At 36.2% G+C, this 18,600-nt stretch carries 9 protein-coding genes; 2 read left to right on the plus strand and 7 right to left on the minus strand.

The genetic code is table 11. The annotated features are described in order from the left end of the window. Nucleotides 1-5: 5 nt before the first annotated feature. Nucleotides 6-2,000 (minus strand): S-layer homology domain-containing protein, encoded by a 1,995-nt coding sequence (locus LRP83_RS10900; protein WP_230496786.1) that lies wholly within the window; start codon nt 1,998-2,000, stop codon nt 6-8. 268 nt (nt 2,001-2,268) lie between these two features. Here LRP83_RS10900 and LRP83_RS10905 point away from each other — a divergent pair, with 268 nt between their 5' ends. Next, entirely contained in the window at nt 2,269-3,033 is a 765-nt protein-coding gene (locus tag LRP83_RS10905) for a hypothetical protein (protein ID WP_230496729.1), read from the plus strand. Between the two features lie 52 nt (nt 3,034-3,085). Here LRP83_RS10905 and LRP83_RS10910 read toward each other — a convergent pair whose 3' ends face one another. Together LRP83_RS10910 and LRP83_RS10915 are read right to left on the minus strand one after the other, a co-directional pair. Beyond that, nucleotides 3,086-3,517, minus strand: coding sequence for a VanZ family protein (locus tag LRP83_RS10910; protein WP_230496730.1), 432 nt, complete (start codon nt 3,515-3,517; stop codon nt 3,086-3,088). A 450-nt stretch (nt 3,518-3,967) separates the two neighbouring features. Continuing rightward, the gene (locus LRP83_RS10915) at nt 3,968-9,925 is read right to left on the minus strand and encodes a DUF4350 domain-containing protein (RefSeq protein WP_230496731.1); all 5,958 of its coding nucleotides are present in this window, start codon (nt 9,923-9,925) and stop codon (nt 3,968-3,970) included. Between the two features lie 236 nt (nt 9,926-10,161). On the opposite strand from LRP83_RS10915, the gene LRP83_RS10920 reads away from it, so the two are divergent. Beyond that, entirely contained in the window at nt 10,162-11,352 is a 1,191-nt protein-coding gene (locus LRP83_RS10920) for a HupE/UreJ family protein (RefSeq protein ID WP_230496732.1), read from the plus strand. Between the two features lie 216 nt (nt 11,353-11,568). Here the strand turns inward: LRP83_RS10920 and LRP83_RS10925 are convergent, their stop codons facing one another. The 4 genes from LRP83_RS10925 to LRP83_RS10940 all read right to left on the minus strand — a co-directional run. Further along, nucleotides 11,569-13,638, minus strand: a complete 2,070-nt coding sequence (locus tag LRP83_RS10925; protein ID WP_230496733.1) for a bifunctional 2',3'-cyclic-nucleotide 2'-phosphodiesterase/3'-nucleotidase — start codon at nt 13,636-13,638, stop codon at nt 11,569-11,571. Nucleotides 13,639-13,910: 272 nt separating this feature from the next. After that, nucleotides 13,911-14,648: a stalk domain-containing protein gene (locus LRP83_RS10930; protein WP_230496734.1), complete on the minus strand. Its 738-nt coding sequence runs from the start codon at nt 14,646-14,648 to the stop codon at nt 13,911-13,913. 79 nt (nt 14,649-14,727) lie between these two features. Further along, nucleotides 14,728-16,545, minus strand: coding sequence for a fibronectin type III domain-containing protein (locus LRP83_RS10935; RefSeq protein WP_230496735.1), 1,818 nt, complete (start codon nt 16,543-16,545; stop codon nt 14,728-14,730). A 226-nt stretch (nt 16,546-16,771) separates the two neighbouring features. After that, on the minus strand, nt 16,772-18,600 hold a 1,829-nt coding region (locus tag LRP83_RS10940), incomplete at its 5' end, for a fibronectin type III domain-containing protein (RefSeq protein ID WP_435531346.1).

An 18,600-nucleotide genomic window follows, 5' to 3' on the forward strand; every position in this document is an offset into this window, starting at 1 on the left:
AATTATTACTTGATTTCGTTCATTAACTTAGCTGAGATTAGGAATTCAGCAAGCATTTTTGCCATTTGGTCACGTCTAGTGTTACCCTTCGGATCAAATGTTCCATCTGGTTTACCAGAAGCAATTCCAGCTTGGTAGATTGCTTCGATTGCTGCCTTAGCTTCTGCATCTAGTATAGCTGTATCACTGAAGTCTGTAACTTTCTTAGATGTATCAAGTTTTGTCTTATCGAAGTTGATGAAACCAAGATCCATCGCACGGTTTAACATAATTGCAGCTTGAGTACGAGTGATTTTCTCGTTTGGAGCAAAACGTCCATCAGGCTTACCTTTGATGATACCTGTATCAATAGCCGCAGCTAGTTCACCATTTAAGTTGAACCAATCAGCTTCTTTAACATCCTTGAATTTACCATCATACTTTTGACCTGGTAACGCTAATGCTTTTACTAATAGTACAGTAAATTGAGCACGAGTCATTTCCTCACCTGGAGCAAATGTATTGTCTGGCTTACCTTTAATGATTAATTTAGATGCTAGTGTTTCAATATATTTTTCTTGGTTCCCCTTATTGTCAACATCTGGGAACGTAATATCATTTTCAACAATCGTATATTTAGAGTTAGTTAATGATTTAATAGTTGCGTTAGCTTTATTTTTGTCGACGATTGCATCAGTAAATAAAGTTGGGACAGATGTTAATGTACCATCTGAGCCAATTTTTACCCCAATTGATTTATTAGAGTCGAAGTTCTGATCCCCAGTAATTGTGCGGTCAACATATGATTTAAAAGTTTCAAGTTCTACTTTCGTAGTTCCTGTTTGAGCTTCAACTTTAAATTCAATAACTTTAGAAACAACCTTCACACCAGCTTTAATTTCTGTTGCTTCTACTACGTTTACAGAAACAATGATTTTAACGCCTTCACCCAAATTTAATGCTGAAATTTCAGAAACAGGTAACTTATAGCTTGCGCCTTCTGTACTAATTTCAATAAATGCATTAGCATTTTTCTTTGCAGCTTCTGTAAATAATAAACCAGGAAGTTCAGCATTAGATGATTTACCAGGAACTGTTTTTAGATCAATAACTATTTCATTTTTCTCAGCAGTAATTTGGTTAACAAGACTAGTTACCTTTTCATCTCCTACTACTGTTTTAACTTCTTTATCAGTCTCTTCATATTTGTAAGGTGGGTCTAGTCCTGGTCCTGGTGGTCCTGGCTCGATCACTACAGGAGGTTCAGTATTCGGATTACCCGCTGCGAAAGCTGCTGTAATAAAGGATTTCTTAATATTAGTTAATTCAGTAGAAGTTAGTAAATTCTTACTTACTAATTTCGCAAGGATACGATCATTAATATCAAAAATACCTTCTAGGCTCGTACCTAATTTAGTACCAATATCTGAATTTAATTTTGCATATTTTGGATTGTTTTTAATTAAATTATCTCTGATTTGGATTGTCAATTCTTCGATAGACCCTGATAGTACAATTTCAAGCATTTCAGAATAGGATTTTTTCCAAACTTCTTTCTCTGCATCCATTATGAATTGAACGATTAAATCAGTTGTTCCATCACCCATTACCCTTTCAAATTCGATAAAGGTAGGGGATTGTTTATACGTTGCTAATTTAGCTTCTATGTCTGCAGAAGTAGTACCATATACTAGTAAAGTAAATTTTTCTATAACTTCTTCAGGAGTTACATTTCTACCTTCTAGTGCAGCTTTCATTTTTGCAGCTTGCTCAGTGGTTAACACACTTTTCCAGTCTTCTTTGGTAAATTGAGTCAACCCTTCCGCCACTTTACGATATTCAGCTTTTTGTACGTCAGTTAACTTACTATAAATTAACTTCACACGATTATAGGCATCAGATAAAGTGGTAGCAGCTTCTACCTTTGTAGGTTGAAAAGCTATGCCTGTTGTTACTATAGGCGATAAAGCGACAGTTGCAGCAAGCATCGCGCTTAACGCTTTTTTACTAAAGGGATACATTTTCAATTCTTTCACCTCATAATTTTTCTGTAGACATTTCTATGTAAAGTTAACATACTTTAACAATGAATAAGTCTAGTAATTTATTACTATATTACTTTAATATAATAACATATTCAACAGTATTGGTAAATTTTATAAATTAATAAAATGTATAATTTTTTCCAATTTTTTAAGTTGGGTTATTTTCTTATGGAAAATTGCTTCCTGGTATATCAATATATGTTACAATAAAAAGGTTGATTTTTAGAAAAGGGGTATTAGATGCATGAAAAAGGTTTGGAAATATATACTTTCTTTCCTGCTTGTGATTATTCTTGCAACAGCAGGTACAATTTATTATTTTTTGAATGTAAAAACCTATGATATAGCTGATGAAGAAATCAAAGAAATCGTAGAATCGGATTTTGATATCGTTCTTCCTGGTGAGGAAAATTCTTTACCCTCTAATAATGTTGAAAATAGTAACTCTAACGATAATAATGAGGCTACCAATTCAAATGAAACAGAATCAGATACAGGAAATAATAGTACCAATAAAGGAACAAGCAATTCTATTGATGATAATAAGAGTTCAGAGTCTACTGACAATAGTCAAACTGACACGAATGAATCAGATAAGAATACTACAACAAAACCTAATAGCAACAACCAACCAAATAAGAACATACCACCGACAACGACAGTTAAACAAATAAAAGATCTATACCGACCAGTATTTAAATCCCTTCAATCACAGGCAAATGGAAAAATAGATTCGCTTGTGTCGAGAGCCATAGGGGAATACCGTGCACAACAGTCAAATGGTGAGTCTATATCCTACTCTTATTTTTATCAAAAGTATTCCTCAGCAGGGAAAGAACTGGAAGCTAAAACAGATGGTGCTTTTAACTATATTTACACTGCTCTGGAAAAGGAGCTAAAAAACAATGGATACAGCACTTCCCATGCGAAGGATTTTAGAGATCAGTATGAGGTATCGAAGAAAGAACGAGAATCTCTATTACTAGCTAAAGCAAGAGAAGCACTTTAATACATTATTTCTAATCTAATTTTAAGGCATTCCATTTAACGAAATAGATTACTTAAGTCTGACTGTTTCTAGTCAGACTTTTTTCTTGAACTAATTGGATGCTTACCACAATGAACAGTGCTGCTACAACTCCCATTCCATCAAAGCCAATATCAAATAGCCTCCCTCCTCTTCTGAAGAATAATTGAAGTACTTCAGTTGTTACCCCATAAAGTAGGCTTATCGCAAACATCTTCTTTTTAGATGTTGATACGATAAAGACTAATATGGATAAAATAAAAAATGACAGTGCATGACCTATTTTCCTAGAAATAAAGGATGTATCTAGTGTAGTAGGTAACGGATACCAAAATTCAGTCATATTCGGGTACTTACTCCAAGTAAATGAAATCACACCTTGCTGTAAGAACTGTTCGATACTTTCCGTACAGGTAAAAAGAAATATTAATCCAGCCCAAAGAATTAATGCAACCGAACGTACCATCTTCAATCTCCTTGTATTTTTGTATGTATATCATTATCGACTGCATACTTTCCATTCATACAATTGAAGAGTATAAAAGTAGAAAAAGTCCCCCTTAGATTAGGAGGAACTCTTTTGTAGGTTACATTTTAACAGAAAGAGAATTCAGCTTTTGTTCCTGATAGGTTGCTTTTCCTTGAAGTTTTGCAAGTATCTCGTTGCAGATATAATCTTTTAATAATATTGCGTGGAAACGGTGTCGAAATGAATGCATTGGTACTGAACTTTTACTAAGTTTTTATAAACAGTAATAACTCCGCTTACACATCATTTACCCTATATCTACTATTATGTATACTGAATGCTTGTTTAATTGAAAAGCCACTTTATTCCTACATTTATATCATTTATCCAATTCTTTACTACTATAAAAAATAGGATGGCGCTAGGGTTAGCACCATCCTATTTTTATTACAACTTTCCAGCTATTTCTAATGCTTTATGAAGCATCTTTACAATTTGCGCACGTGTTGTACTGCCCTTAGGGTCAAAGCTACCGTCTGGCTTACCGCTAATGATGTTTGCTTGTAAAAGGAACTCGATATCTCCTTGTGATTCTGAAGATATCTTATTGAGATCCTTAAACGAGTTTAACTTTTTAGAAGTATCTAAAGCTTCTGGTTTAACGTTAAGGTGATCGATAGCTCGTTTAATCATGATTGCGGCTTGTTCGCGAGTAACAGGTTCATTAGGTGCAAACGTATTTGCTGTCTTACCTTTAATGATTCCCGCTTCAATGGCAGCCATGACAACCGCTCTATCTACATGATTCACCGAAATGTCTTTAAAACGGCCATCGTATGCTGTGTCTGTTGTTATTCCTAAACCTCTAGTTAGCATTAATAGGAATTGCATACGGGTACCTGTCGCATTCGGTTTAAAAGAACCATCCTTGTATCCCTTAATAATTCCCTTTGCAGCCAATTCCTCAATTTCCGTACGATTCCAAGCCTTATCGATATCCACAAATTTTACTGGATTTGGATTCGGTGTTGGCTTTGGATCTGGCGTCGGATCTGGAACCGGTGTTGGGTCTGGATTCGGCGTCGGATCTGGAACCGGTGTTGGGTCTGGATTCGGCGTCGGATCTGGAACCGGTGTTGGATCTGGATCCGGTGTTGGATCTGGATCTACTACTGGTACGACCGTTCCAACCAATTCCCTTGTATCTCTTACGCGAATTCGCTTTCCTTGTGCAAATTCACCAGATACACCTACTGCCTCCAATGTGTCTCCTGCCTTTAGAACAGGTACAGGCACACCTTGGCCAACGATATAACCGTCCGTGAATACTAATACTTCACCTGAACCGTCGTTTACAAAATAAGAGTTTTCATCAAATTTTGATATGACCGTTCCCTTCACTTTAACAAGCTGACCTTGGTTCATTTCATTTGTTGCTTCCCCAGTCGGAACTTGCTTCGGTTGAAGTGGTTCACCTTCACCAATTTTTATAACATCCTGTTCAAACTTATTAAACTCAATTTCTTTATTATTATCAAATGTGATGATATGTCCATAGATACGGACCTTATCTCCTGGCTTGATGGAACCAGCAGGCACTTCTTGGAAGGCCATAATTCCACCTGTCTCATCCTGTACATAGAAAGCATCGAAGAATACTCCAGCACCTGTAACAACTGTTCCTTCAATCACGGTATGAGTGTCTTCTGCAAGTTTTCTAGCATCGCCGATTTTCGTTACTTTAGTTTCACGATGGGCAAGCCAGTTAATGGCATTTAAGGAGAATTCGTCATTTCCTTTAGGCTCATACGATTCATCGATTTGTTTGTCATTAAAGATGTTCATTCCTGATACAATAATACGTCCTTTTTGACCGATTTCCTCAGAAGCGATCAACGGAATTGCTGAACCACCTGTGTTATCGGAAACATCATCGTATGTGAAGCCACCTTTAATATTTCCTTGATACGTTGTTTCATTTCCTTTTGCTAAAATAACAACTTTCCCACTTTCAGTAAGAGCTGTATTGTTAGCACCTACTAAACTTACACCACTATAGTAATCAATAAACGATACACGATCGGTAATATAGTTAGAAACTAATCCTGGATGTACTCTTACTGCAAACGGACTTAGCTTTGGATCACTCCAGAAGTTACCGCTTTTACTTATATCAAATACCCCATCATTTCCAATACGAATCGCTGTACCAATATCAGCTAATAAGCTGTTATTAATAGTAGGATCTGTGCTGTTGTTACTTTTTCCAGCCATTAATACAGAACCACCATTTTGAACAAACTTCGCTACTGCCACTCTTTCATCTGCAGTTAACGCTACTTTAGGGTGCGTAATAACTAACACTTGTACACCTGTTAATACAGCATCAGTAAATAATTCCTTATTCTCCGTGACTGTATAGCCTTCTTTTTGTAAAAGAGTTGTGAAGGCTTTTAAATTGTTGGCGTACGTTCCGCCGTCAGTACTGCTGTTTTCATTAATGTGTTTGGCATCAATCAATACTTTAATTCCTAGTGGCTCTTTAATTTTTACTGGTAAAATAAAGTTGCCATCACCAAGGTTTAATCCATCTAACGAATTAACAACAGCAATAATGTTATGGTCACCTTTGATTGGGCTATTCCATGTTACAGTCGCTGTGCCGACACCTTTAGAAAGAATTGAAGAAATAGTTTGAGTTCCAATTAAGTTAGCTTCTTTTACTTCATCATAGTAAAGGTCAACTTTTAAGTTCTTTACTTCTTGAGTTCCGTTATTGCTAACATTCGCCTTTAAAGTGGCTGGGTTGCCTTCGATAATAACATCGCCAACGATATCAATTCCATTTACTTTTGCATCTACTGCTTCTTCTTTTGACCAGATTGGTGAAGAGTACATTTTTTCACCATCTTTTTGGGTTACTTTTACGACGAACCATTGTTGTCCGCCTGTAACGCTATATGATGGCTCCCATGTAAAGTCTTTGGTCATTGGAGAGATACTGTCCACGACAATTCCACCATTAGTAATTAGCTCAACCTTTTCGATTCTGTCATCTGATTGATAAGACGCTGCTAAATAATCGTATTCAGGCATTGTGCGAGCTTCTGCCACAAGGTCACTACCAGAGATGTTAAACTTAAGAGTTTTACTATCTACTGTTGATCCCATGTAATAGCCATTTGCTGCTACATCTAGTGTAAAGTTTGGATCCTCAACCATATAGACACGCATGTTTCTCATCGAGTGAAGAAGTGATTCTTGAGAAAGATTATCGGCTACGATAACCGTACGTGCTCTCGTTTGTCCCCATGTTCCTTCATGGTTATCTTCACCATACGTTGGAGCTACGTGCCAGCCTAAGTCAAGTACAGAGAAGAACTTTTTCTCCGCGTTGGCATAGCCGTAGTGTCCTGAACCATTTCCTACTTCCATCATGGTGAAAAGTTTATCCGCATCTTTGTTGTAAGGTTTGAAGTTGTTAAACGCATCCTTTGACATATCTGGATGGTTAAATTGACCAACGATATCATCGTACTTCATAACCCAAGCATAATACTTATTTAAATCCTGATACATTTTGCCATTAATATTACGATCAATAAAATTCTCTGTACCGAAAATATTAGAATGTCCCCAAGTAGTTGAAGTCATTTCAAACGCTGGGAAAACAACATAATCAGTATTATTTGTATACTGATCGGCTAGATCTTTTGTTAATTGCCAATCTGCTCCACCTTTACGTTCAGGTGTATCTCCATTTTCAACTGTATCTTGTCCTAGTAAAGTTGGATCGATATCATGTGAGTGATCAGAGAATGCGAACCAGTCATATCCATATTTCTTACCTGCCTTTAGGGCAGCTTCTGGTGAACCAGCACCATCATGTGAAATATTCGTATGGTTATGAGTCGTTCCACGGAAGTGCTTTCCACCTGTAAAACGTGGAACTGCTTCAAAGCTCCACTCGTATGTGGATTCGTTTCCTTTTACGTCTTTAGCTGTTACCTTGACTGTATGAACACCTATTGTTAAGTCAGCTTCTGGAGTAAATTTCACCTGACTTTTGTTAATAGTTGCTTTTGTCTTGTTAACTTCCACGTTGTCGAACCAAGCTTTGACAGTCGTTTCATCCACTCCACTTGGATCTTCTATTAAAATAGAAATCTCAGGTCTTGGGCTTTCTGTCTTTAGCCCACCAATTGGAGTTTCACCAAAGAATCTTGGTCCTACTTTGTCTTCTACTACAGTTACCGCATAAGGCGCTTCACTCGTTCCTGAGCTTTGAAGCTTTTCGCCTGATTTTGCTGCTACATAGTATTCAAATCCCGTTTGCGGAACTAGAGTTGCTTCAAGTACAGCTGTATAACGCCCTTCACTTGCAGCAGTTAGTGGAAGCGCTGTAAATTCTGTTGCACCTGCTGCACGATAATAAACAATAACCGTTTCAGCACCACTTGCATTCGCAACAAATTCCACATTTGTATCCTTATATACCTCTTTTAAAGCTGTGTGCTCGATGTTTAACATCGCCGTGATATCCTTCACATCACGTGGGTATACTTGGTATCCATTAAGATGTGATGCATTTGTTGTATATTGACCGACAATTCCAGAAATAGAATAGTTTTTACCAGTAACAAGATCTGTATCTGGTTTAATTCCCGTTTTTTCCATTACTCTTAATGTCGTCGCTTTGTTGTTTTCATCCACAATCGTCACATTGTAGTTTGTTCCTGTTGCAGCCACAGCTGAGATTTTACCAGAAATCTTAATAAGACTTCCTTCTAGCGGCTCGGCTACTGCAAACGTATTTAAATCAAGAATCGTAATATCCTTTATAGCTGGAAGGGCATTACCTTCACTAACCTTCTTAATCGCAGTTGGTTCAAACTCAGTCATACCATTATAAACAATGACTTTACCTGTTATGCGAAGCTTGTCCCCTCGTTGTACAGTTAAACCTGAATCAAAGGAACCAAATACGTTAATACCACCTGTTTCATCTTGGATATAGAAATTGTTCTTCTGTGTACCAAGAATACCGTTCTCAATAGTGACAATCCCTTCAACGGTATAGAACTTATCAAGGTTTGTTAAAATCCCTTTTGAATCTGTTGCTTTTACTACATTTAGAGGTGATACCGTTTCCGTTGCTGTTTTAGTAATCGAAACGGGAATACTTTCTAACATGATCCCTTTAGCACTTCTTGATAACTGTGTGACATAGACAGTATCAGGAGCATTATTGATTGTAGCGGTAAATTCACCAGTACTACTAGCTGTTAATTCTTTTGTTGTTAATCTTTCTGTTACTTTAGCATTTGCATTTGGATAAACATTGATGCTAGAAGTAGCTACACCAGCACCCGTGCTACCGACTAATGTTCCAACACCATTACTAACAATATAGCTTAATTTTGCTAGATTAATAGAAGTACTTGGTTTTGCAACATCGATTTGAATCGCATTACTTTCATCCATACCTTCCTGCTTTGCAGCAACGAAAATAGAAGGTAATGCTGTGTTAAACGTAAAGTTAATTTCAAACGAACCATCTTCTAGCGCCGTAGCTGTCCCTAGAGCTGTATTCTTGGATGCGCTTTCATAGGCCTTAATAATAGACCCTGATGGCGCCGCATCAAGTGTACCTGTTACATTTACAGAAGTATCTTGTTGTAAATATTGAATATTATTTCCTTTTGGTTGCAAGCTAATAACTGGAACCATTGGAGCTTCAGTTGGGCTAGTTGTGTTTCTAGGAACTGGAGTTGCCGCAAAGAAATCGGCTGTATTATCGTCTGTATCCCAAGCATTACCTTTTCCTGCTGCCGGATCAGTATTTGCATAAGGACGACGTTGAGCACTTGTAGAACTTGTTAATAAAGTTTTCGTTGGACCAGTGCCTTCAAATGCAGTTGCTGCACCGTAACCAACAAAATCAATAGTGTTTGATGGCTTTGTACCTGTTGCAGCAGTCGTTGTATTCATAAGTGCAATTTTTCCACTCGCTGCTGCCATTGGAATTGAACTAGATGCATCTGCAGCTGGTGTATCAACACCATTTGCTCCACCAGCTTGAGTAATTAAATAGTACCCATGAGCAGGAATGGATCCAGTTAATGATGTTGGTGTCCATGTAGAACCTGTACTAGATGCATATTGTACCGACCATCCTTCAAGCGAAACAGCTTCGTTCGTTGGATTGTAAAGTTCAATGAAGTCCTTATTGAAGGTAGCACCTGAGTTTCCTCCACCACCATAGACCTGACTGATTACAACATGTTCGGCCATGGAAGCGTTTGCTTTACCAATTAAACTAGTTGGTAGGAAGCTACTCACCATTAACAAGACAACAAGAAACGTACTTGTCCACCGTCTGTAATTTCTTTTAAAATGAACCATTACACACCATCCTTTGTATTAAAATCATAGCTGCAAGTTGTACTACCGCTTCATGGGAAAGGGAGATTAATACGTATTAACTCCAGCGATATTACAATTAAATACTACAATTTAATCTTAATTTAGGATAGCTATATAATATTTCCAATTATGATATACAATTGGTAAAAGTCATATGAAATTTACTATTCGAATTTATTTTAATGCTGGGATTTTAAGGGATAGGAGGCGCTTTTTTGTTTTTTGATGCAAAAAACAGAAACAAATTACTAACTAATTATTGGCTTAAATATCAAATTTTTAATTTTTTTACAATACTATTAGTGTTGTTGCTAGTTGTTACTAATCCAAGCAAAATCTTCGCTCATGCCTATAGCTCTAGTTTTACAAACATTGATTTTACTAATGAACGTACAGAACTTTCCTTTTCTATCGATGCTCTTTCCATTATCGAGTTAGTGGAAGATGTGGATGCAAATAAAAATGGCATTATCGAAAAGTCTGAGTTGAAGAATGAGGAACATCATCTTGAAGAGCTGATTCATTCAACAATTGTAATTGATAAGGACAATCAGCAACAGGAAGCAGAATTACATGAAATGAAAATAGAAAAAAAAGATAATACCGAATATGTAACCTTTAAGTTTCATTACCCACCTTTTTTTCCTGGTGACACCATTACATTAATGGATGGCTTGTATGTAAACGATTCTAAAACGAATTATATCAATTTACTTTCTGCTAAAAATCGAGGTGAAACAAGTCAATCTGTCCTTCAAGGTGATAATCGGAATTGGACCATACTCCTTACGGAAGCGCAGGTAGAACAAGGGGTTGAGGGAAAAGAGCGTGAGACAACCCAAAATTCTCATATGGTAACGACTGAAAAACCGTGGGCTAACTTCTTTAATTTAGGGATGCTCCATATTCTTACAGGCTATGATCATCTGTTATTTTTACTAGCCTTATTATTAAGAAAACAGACATTTAAACAATATGCAGCGATTATAACGTCGTTTACGATTGCCCATAGTATTACGATTAGTCTAGCTGTTCTTGGTATAGTCGATCTCCCTTCCCGATTTATTGAAGTGACAATCGCCTTTAGTATTTGTTATGTGGCAGCTGAAAATCTGTTTCGAAAAGAAATCAACTATCGCTGGGGCTTAACCTTTATTTTTGGACTTATACATGGTCTGGGCTTTGCGAACATTCTTAAAGAAATGAATATTCCAAAGAGCCAGCTTGCTTCTTCCCTACTTAGCTTTAACATTGGAATAGAAATAGTACAATTGCTACTCGTTATTTTATTTTTACCATTACTAACCTTTATTCAAAGACTTCCTTATTCAAAAACCATCGTGCAAATTGGATCGATTATCATTATTCTATTAGGGGGCTTCTGGTTCCTAGAGCGAGTGTTTTAAAAAGAGGGAAGGTTCGTTAGATTTACCGAAGGATGCAATCTTTACTTTTAATGGTGATGTAAGTAGTGGCCATATTCTCGTAATATCTCAAAGTAATAATGTGCTATTTCTTTATTTTGAATGTTGTTTAATGGTTATTAGTAACAAAGTTTATGAAAAGAGCCTTTAATAAAAAAGGATGGTGCAATGTACAACCTGCACCATCCTTTTTAATGTTTAAAAGTTAAGAAACTTAAGTAGCGCGTCAATTAGGCGGTCCTTAATTGAAGTACCTTGGGGTTCTTTCGTTTCAGAAGTAGCTTTTACCTTCATGTCTAGTGAATACTTTGCAAATCCATCTTGTTGTGTCGCAACAAACTTATAGTTATCTGTTGCTTTAACAAATTTTTGTGCTTCAGGTGAAGATAAGAAGAACACATTCACATCCGCATCAATCGTCTTAAAGGACCAGTTCATATCTGGAGTTGGGTCAATCACTTTCTTTTCAAGTACATAGTTTGCAACTACTTCTCTACTTGATTCAGGAGATTTGACGATAATCTCAGAACCTTTTACACCTGGGAAAGTACCTGATGCACGATAGTCATTTGTTGCCACTACAAATTTTTGTGCTGGATCAATAGCCTTACCATCAAACTGTAGGTTCACAATACGGTTTGAACTAGCGTTTAACACTTTACCGCTTCCGTCGTATTTAGCAGGTTTTGTTACGTCGATTTCGTAAGTTACACCATCAATAACGTCGAAGTTGTAAGAACGGTAATCACCATTTACAATGTTTTGTTCTTCTTTTATATCTGTTTTAATTTGGTTAAACTGACCTGCTGTCATTTCTAACCATTCTTTTAATTGTGCTCCAGTTAAAACAATTGCATGTAATGTATTGTTATCATATAAGTATAAATCTGCAGCATTCTTTAATTCTAAAGTTCCTTCTGCTACATTTGTGTAGTAGTTAGGATTGTCACGTGTACCTGCTTTAAATGGTGCAGCTGCTGATAGAACCGGTAACTTCTCATATGGAGTACCTTGGATTGCCTTTTCTGTGTACCATTTTTGTGCAGCATTTAAAACTTGCATGGATTCATTATCTTTTACTTGTGAGAAATAGCTATTGATAGGTGCTGTTGTTTTACCAAGAGCGCCTTTCATATATACTATAGTTGCTTCGTGTTCGTGTTTAATGGCATCCACTACACCTTGGTGAGTATCGACTACTGATTTGTTATTTGAACCTTCTTTTACATAAATAACACGAGTCGAGCTCTTAGAATCAGCAACTGTCCATTTGCCATCTTTCTTCTCTAATGTTAAATCAATTAGTCCAAGATTATCTCCCCACATACCAGCTTGAACTGTTGGTACTCCGTTTAATGTTCCTTTTGCAATATCAGCACCTGGAACATCTTTATATTTATCGCTAGGGAATACCGCATGAGAGTGTCCGAATAAAATCGCATTAATGCCTTCGACTTTACTTAAATTGTAAACAGCATTTTCTTCATTTTTGCCAGTTGAAGTCGCATCAATTCCGGAATGGGGAATCGCTACAATAATGTCTGCACCTTTAGCTTTCATTTCAGGAACAAATTTCTTTGCTGTATCGATAATGTCTTTCGCAACTACTTTGCCACCAATACGAGCATTATCCCATTGTGTAATTTGTGGTGGTGCAAAACCAATTACCCCAACTTTAATTTTATGCTTTTGACCATCTTCGTCTGTTACTTCTTTATCAAGAATTAAGTATGGAGTAAAGACATTTTTGTCATTTGATTCATCTTTATCATGATCGTCAACATATACGTTTGCATTAACATAAGGAAATGCAGATCCTTTTAACGCTCTATCTAAAAACTCAAGACCATAGTTAAATTCATGGTTTCCTAAGTTACCAGCATCATAACCTAATTGATTCATAGCTTTATATATAGGGTGAACTTCACCTTTTTCTAACTTATTAACTTTTGCTACATAATCACCAAGAGGGCTACCTTGGATTAAGTCACCATTATCAAATAGTAAGCTGTTTTTTGCTTCATCTTTTGCTTTTTTGATTAGGGTTGCTGTCTTAGCAAAACCGAAGTTTGCAACTTCTTTGTCTTGATAGTAATCATAGTTCATCATATTTGCATGAAGATCAGTAGTTTCTAAAATTCTTAATTTAACAACATCATTACTCATTACTTCAGCATATGTAATGGTTGGAGCAACTTGTGGAATCATTAAACCTAACGCTAAAGCTGCACTTGCAAGCGCTTTACTTTTTGTTGAAATACGTTTCATTTTTATTCCTCCTTAGGAAAATTAGTACTTTTCCATATTAACATAAGTATTTTTTAAAGAGAATTAATTTATGTTAAAAAATTGTAAAAGTATAGAATTTTATGTTAAAGGGGAAGCTGGACCTTTCAGAAAAACGTTAGAAAAAACAACTTACTTTAACACTAAAAAGCGATGAGGGACTGTCCCTCATCGCTTGACTGTATTAAAGTGCTTCCCTTATTCTCCTTTGATTTTAAGTAGTTTTACTCCTAGTTAGTCTTTTAGAAACCTACTTATTTGACTGGGACTGACAACTTATATATTTTTTTCTTTTTATCCCAAACACCTTTTGCACCAAAAGATTTGCTTACAAAAGTTGCAGGGATATAAACTTTACCATTTTTTATTACAGGAGCTACCGTCATTTTTTTCATCTTTCCGTCCAGTTTAGATGAAGTATTATTAATTGTTAAAACTAGTGTTGTCTTGTTTTTCTTTGCTGTAATCGCTTTTTTTACTTTATTGTAGTTATAGGTTGTATTTAAGTCTTTTAATAATGAGGTATATAAAATCATAGGTTCATTCTTGATTACTAAAGGATTTTTATAAGTATATGACTTGTTTTTAACCTGTGGAACTGGACTTGACGTAGTTGTTGTCCCACCTGATATTGATTTAGATACTTTGAATGGGACTTCGTTTTTTATTCCTAGACCTTGAACGATAACCTTATATTCTCCAAGCTTGGCATCATTAGTTAACCCTAAAAGGAAGCTATAGCCTGTACTCGTCGATTTCGTCTGATCCACTTGTAAAATCATACCTGAATACTCTAACCTAAATGTCACATCAACATTACTTAACACTTTTCCATCTTGTTTTACTAAACCTTTTATTGAAACACTCTCACTAGGTAAGTACTCCTTTTTGTTTGTAGTAACTGTTATTTCATTTGTTGCAGCTTTTGTTACTATCGAGACATTACCTATTAAAATGAACAGTATAAGTAAAAGCTTCCAGAACTTTATCATTTTCTCTACTCCTTATGTTTCATTTTAAAAAAGGCCTTTATCCTCAGTTACCTAAAGACAAAAGCCATTCATTTATTTGTTATTTTAAACGATACTCTAATGTTGCGGTGCTATTTCCATAAGCTTGTTTAGAATTGAATGGTGTACTAGTCTTAACTTTATAGATTCCTATTTTATAAGATTTACTAGTTTTAATTGATAAAACAGCCGTTCCAAATATATTCGTTTTTAAAGTGTATGGCTTCGATTTTCCTTGAGGGTCTGTAATGGTTGTAGTAACACTTGTTAATGCCACAGCTTTATTATTTTTATCTGTTATATTAATAGTAAAAGTAACCGTTTCGTTTCGTTTATAACTCGTTTTGGTAGTTGTTATTTTTGTTTTTGTTTGTATCTGTTTAGTTTTGACGGTAATAAAAGATGCCTTTCCTAGTCCACCGGTGTTAACAGCAGTAACACTATACTTATAGGAGGTATTTGGCTTTAAACCACGATGTGTGTAGCTTGTTTTTGCACCTGAATACATCACCTTATTACCAAGCTTTACAATATAGTAAGTTGCTCCTGTTTTCTTATTCCAAGTGATTGTGGCTTGGCTTTCAGTTGTTGTTGTTTTAAGATTTGAAACTTCACCTGGTTTTTCCATTTGTGTTCTTGCTGAAAAAGTAATTAAGCCACTTGAACCAGTTGAATTCATTGCTTTTAATTCATATTGATAGATTGTACCTGTAATTAGGGAAGTATCGATAAACTCTTTATCTGAACCACTATACACTACTTTGCCATTTCGTTTAAGTTCATATCTGTCAGTATCTTCCACAGCAGTCCATGTTAAATGGATACTTGAAGTTGTTGTAGTAAATTCAAAGGTTTCTGGTGCCTTTGGAATTTCTCTTAATGTTATAGCGGTATATTTTACTGGATTATTTGATCCTGTTTCGTTTTTTGCTATTAATTCATATTGATAGGCAGTTTTGGCTTCTAGTCCACTATCTAAATAAGAAAGAGCTGCACCTTCATAAACGGTTTGCCCATTACGTTTCAATGAGTAAGAAGTTGCATTTTCTGAAGCAGCCCAATTTAATGTAACACTATGAACGTCTTCTACTCCTTTAAAGTTTGTAATTGGTCCTGGTACCTTCGGAGCAGAAGGTATAACAGGCGGTTCTGTTGTTATTGGTGGTGGTCCTGGTGTAACTGGTTGCTCTGGTACAGGCGTTGGTTCTGGAACTGGTGTTACCACGTCAGATAGAGTAGTTGCTGTTAAAGTAACAATATTGCTTGTCCCACCTCTATTCGATGCTTTTAAGTCATATGCGTATGTTGTACCTGCAGTTAGAGAAGAATCTGTATAACTCGTCTGAGAGCCTTCGTAAATAATTGTTCCATTTCGTCTTACTTGATATTTATCTCCCCCTGTTACAGCATTCCATGATAATTTAATGCTTGAGGTTGTGGCAGTATATGTAAATGATGTTGGAGTAGCTGGTGCAGCAGGTGTCGTAGACGGAGGTGGTGATGTTGGTCCTCCGGCAGGTTCGTTGCTTACCTTGAATGTCGTTTGGTTAGTTACTCCTAAAGCCTGAACTAGTACAGTATAATCACCTAATTGGGCGTCACTGGGTAATGTGATATAAAATGAATATCCAGAACTTGATGATTTTGTTTGGTCAACTTGCAGGGGCGCACCTGCTAAATCTAATCTTAAAGTAACATCAGTGTTGCTAATGGCACTACCTTCCTGATTTATTATTCCAGTAATAATTACATTTTCACCAGGTTGATACTGTGTCTTATCTGTATTAACGGTAATTTGATTGGAATCGGCAAAAGAAGTTAGCGAAAAACTCCCTAAAATAAGGAAAAACACTAACATCCCCATGGTAAATCTCTTCATGTCATCTCCCCTTCTTGTCCCTTTTATTTTTATTTTACCATACTTTAATCGACAATTTTCTAACAATTTACTAAATTATAAATATTATACTAAAATCAGTTTAAATCTATTCTGTTTATTATCGATGATATTTCCTATTTCCAATTTAATATAAACCTATTTGTAAAACCTTCTTCTATTACATAAAAAAAACCTCTACTTTTTAGTAGAGGCCATTAACATTTCCTTATTTCTTTATAGTGTAGCTCCCAGTTGCATTACTATTACCATATGCAGATTTAACATTGAATATAGACGTAAAACTAACTTTATAAGTTCCTACCTTAGTAGATTTACTTGTTTTAATTGTTAACACAAGTACGCCCGATTTATTTGTTTTCCCTTTGTAGGTAGTAGTTTTTCCATTAGCATCCTTAACGACAGATGTTACATCAGCTAAAGGAATTACTTTATTATTTTCATCAGTTACTTTGATTGTAAAAACAACACTTTCAGATTGCTTATAAATAGGTTTTGAAACTGATACACTTGTTTTAGTTTGAATCGCTTTTGTTTTGATAGAAATAGAATTCCCTTTACTTACCCCTGCTTTATTTATCGCAGTTACACTATACGTGTAGGTAGTGTTAGACTTTAAATTTCTATGAGTATATTCTGTTTTTGTACCTGAGTATAACACTTTTCCATTTAACTTCACGATATAGGAAGAAGCAAATTCTGCTGCATTCCAAGTTAAATTCACTTGGTTTTCAGTAGATTTAGCTTTCAAACCAGTTACCGCGCTTGGTATAACACTTAAAGTGTCAACAGCAACACGTACAGGACTACTTTCTCCTACAGTGTTTACAGCTAGTAATCGATAGTTATATTTTCTCCCTGGTAATAATGAAGTATCGTTAAAGTTTGTTTCCGTACCTCTATATACTTCTTCACCACTGCGAATTAGAACATATTCTTCTGCTCCAGCTACTTCATCCCAAGAAAAACTAATGCTTGTCGCTTCAGCTTCAAATTGTAAATTAGTTGGTGCTTTTGGCAATCCTTTTAAAGTAGAAACCGTGATTGTAACAGGAGTTGTTCCACCACCTGTATTCTTGGCCACTAATTCATAGTTATAAGTTGTATTAGAGACTAAACCACTATCCATAAAAGAAAGACCTGTACCTTCATAAACAGTTTGTCCATTACGCTTTAAAGTATAGGAAGTTGCCTGTGCTGAAGCATCCCATGTTAAATTGATGCTATTTGCAGTTGCTACACCCTTAAAGTTTGTGATTGCTCCCGGCACAGCTTGAAGCGTACTCACTGAAATTGTTGCTGCACTACTAGAACCTCCAGCATTTATTGCTTTTATTTCATAGCTGTAAGCTGTTCCAGCAGTTAATCCAGTATCAATAAAGCTAGTAGTGGCACCTGTATAAACTACAGTACCATTACGCTTTAACTCATATTTTTCCGCACCAGAAACTGCATTCCAAGTTATGGACACGCTATTTGTGGTAGCTTCACCTTTTAAACCAGTAACAGAGCCTGGGACTACTATTGCCGGTGGTGGCGGTGGCGGCGGCGGTGTTACTACCACTTGTTGAGTAGTGGCTGTTAGAGTAGCTAGTTGACTTGCTCCTCCTGAGTTTACCGCTTTTAATTCATAACTATAGTTGGTACCAGAAGTTAAACCAGTATCTACAAAGCTTACAGCTGTCCCGCTATACACAACTGTTCCGTTTCGTTTTAATTCATAGCTTTCTGCTCCAGCAACTGCACTCCAAGTTAAATTGATGCTTGTAGTAGTTGCAGTATAAGTGAAGCCCGTTGGTGCAATTGGTGGTAATTTCACTGTAGTCGCAGAAAGAGTTACTATAGAACTTACTCCTCCAGAATTTACCGCTTTTAATTCGTAGCTATACGTTGTTCCTGGAGTTAAACCAGAATCCGCAAAGCTTGTTGCTGCACCAGTATAGATTACTTCACCATTTCGTCTTAGCTCATAGCTTTCTGCTCTTTCAGCCGCATCCCATGTTAAGCTGATGCTAGTTGTTGTAGCAGTAGTAGAGG

It is taken from the genome of Pseudoneobacillus rhizosphaerae, from assembly GCF_917563885.1.
In the GTDB taxonomy this organism is placed as follows: domain Bacteria; phylum Bacillota; class Bacilli; order Bacillales; family Cytobacillaceae; genus Pseudoneobacillus; species Pseudoneobacillus rhizosphaerae.

Excerpts from the sequence above, each read along its gene's own strand:
- LRP83_RS10900 (WP_230496786.1), bottom strand. The coding sequence starts at position 2,000 with ATGTATCCCTTTAGTAAAAAAGCGTTAAGCGCGATGCTTGCTGCAACT.
- LRP83_RS10905 (WP_230496729.1), top strand. The coding sequence starts at position 2,269 with ATGAAAAAGGTTTGGAAATATATACTTTCTTTCCTGCTTGTGATTATT.
- LRP83_RS10910 (WP_230496730.1), bottom strand. The coding sequence starts at position 3,517 with ATGGTACGTTCGGTTGCATTAATTCTTTGGGCTGGATTAATATTTCTT.
- LRP83_RS10915 (WP_230496731.1), bottom strand. The coding sequence starts at position 9,925 with ATGGTTCATTTTAAAAGAAATTACAGACGGTGGACAAGTACGTTTCTT.
- LRP83_RS10925 (WP_230496733.1), bottom strand. The coding sequence starts at position 13,638 with ATGAAACGTATTTCAACAAAAAGTAAAGCGCTTGCAAGTGCAGCTTTA.
- LRP83_RS10930 (WP_230496734.1), bottom strand. The coding sequence starts at position 14,648 with ATGATAAAGTTCTGGAAGCTTTTACTTATACTGTTCATTTTAATAGGT.
- LRP83_RS10935 (WP_230496735.1), bottom strand. The coding sequence starts at position 16,545 with ATGAAGAGATTTACCATGGGGATGTTAGTGTTTTTCCTTATTTTAGGG.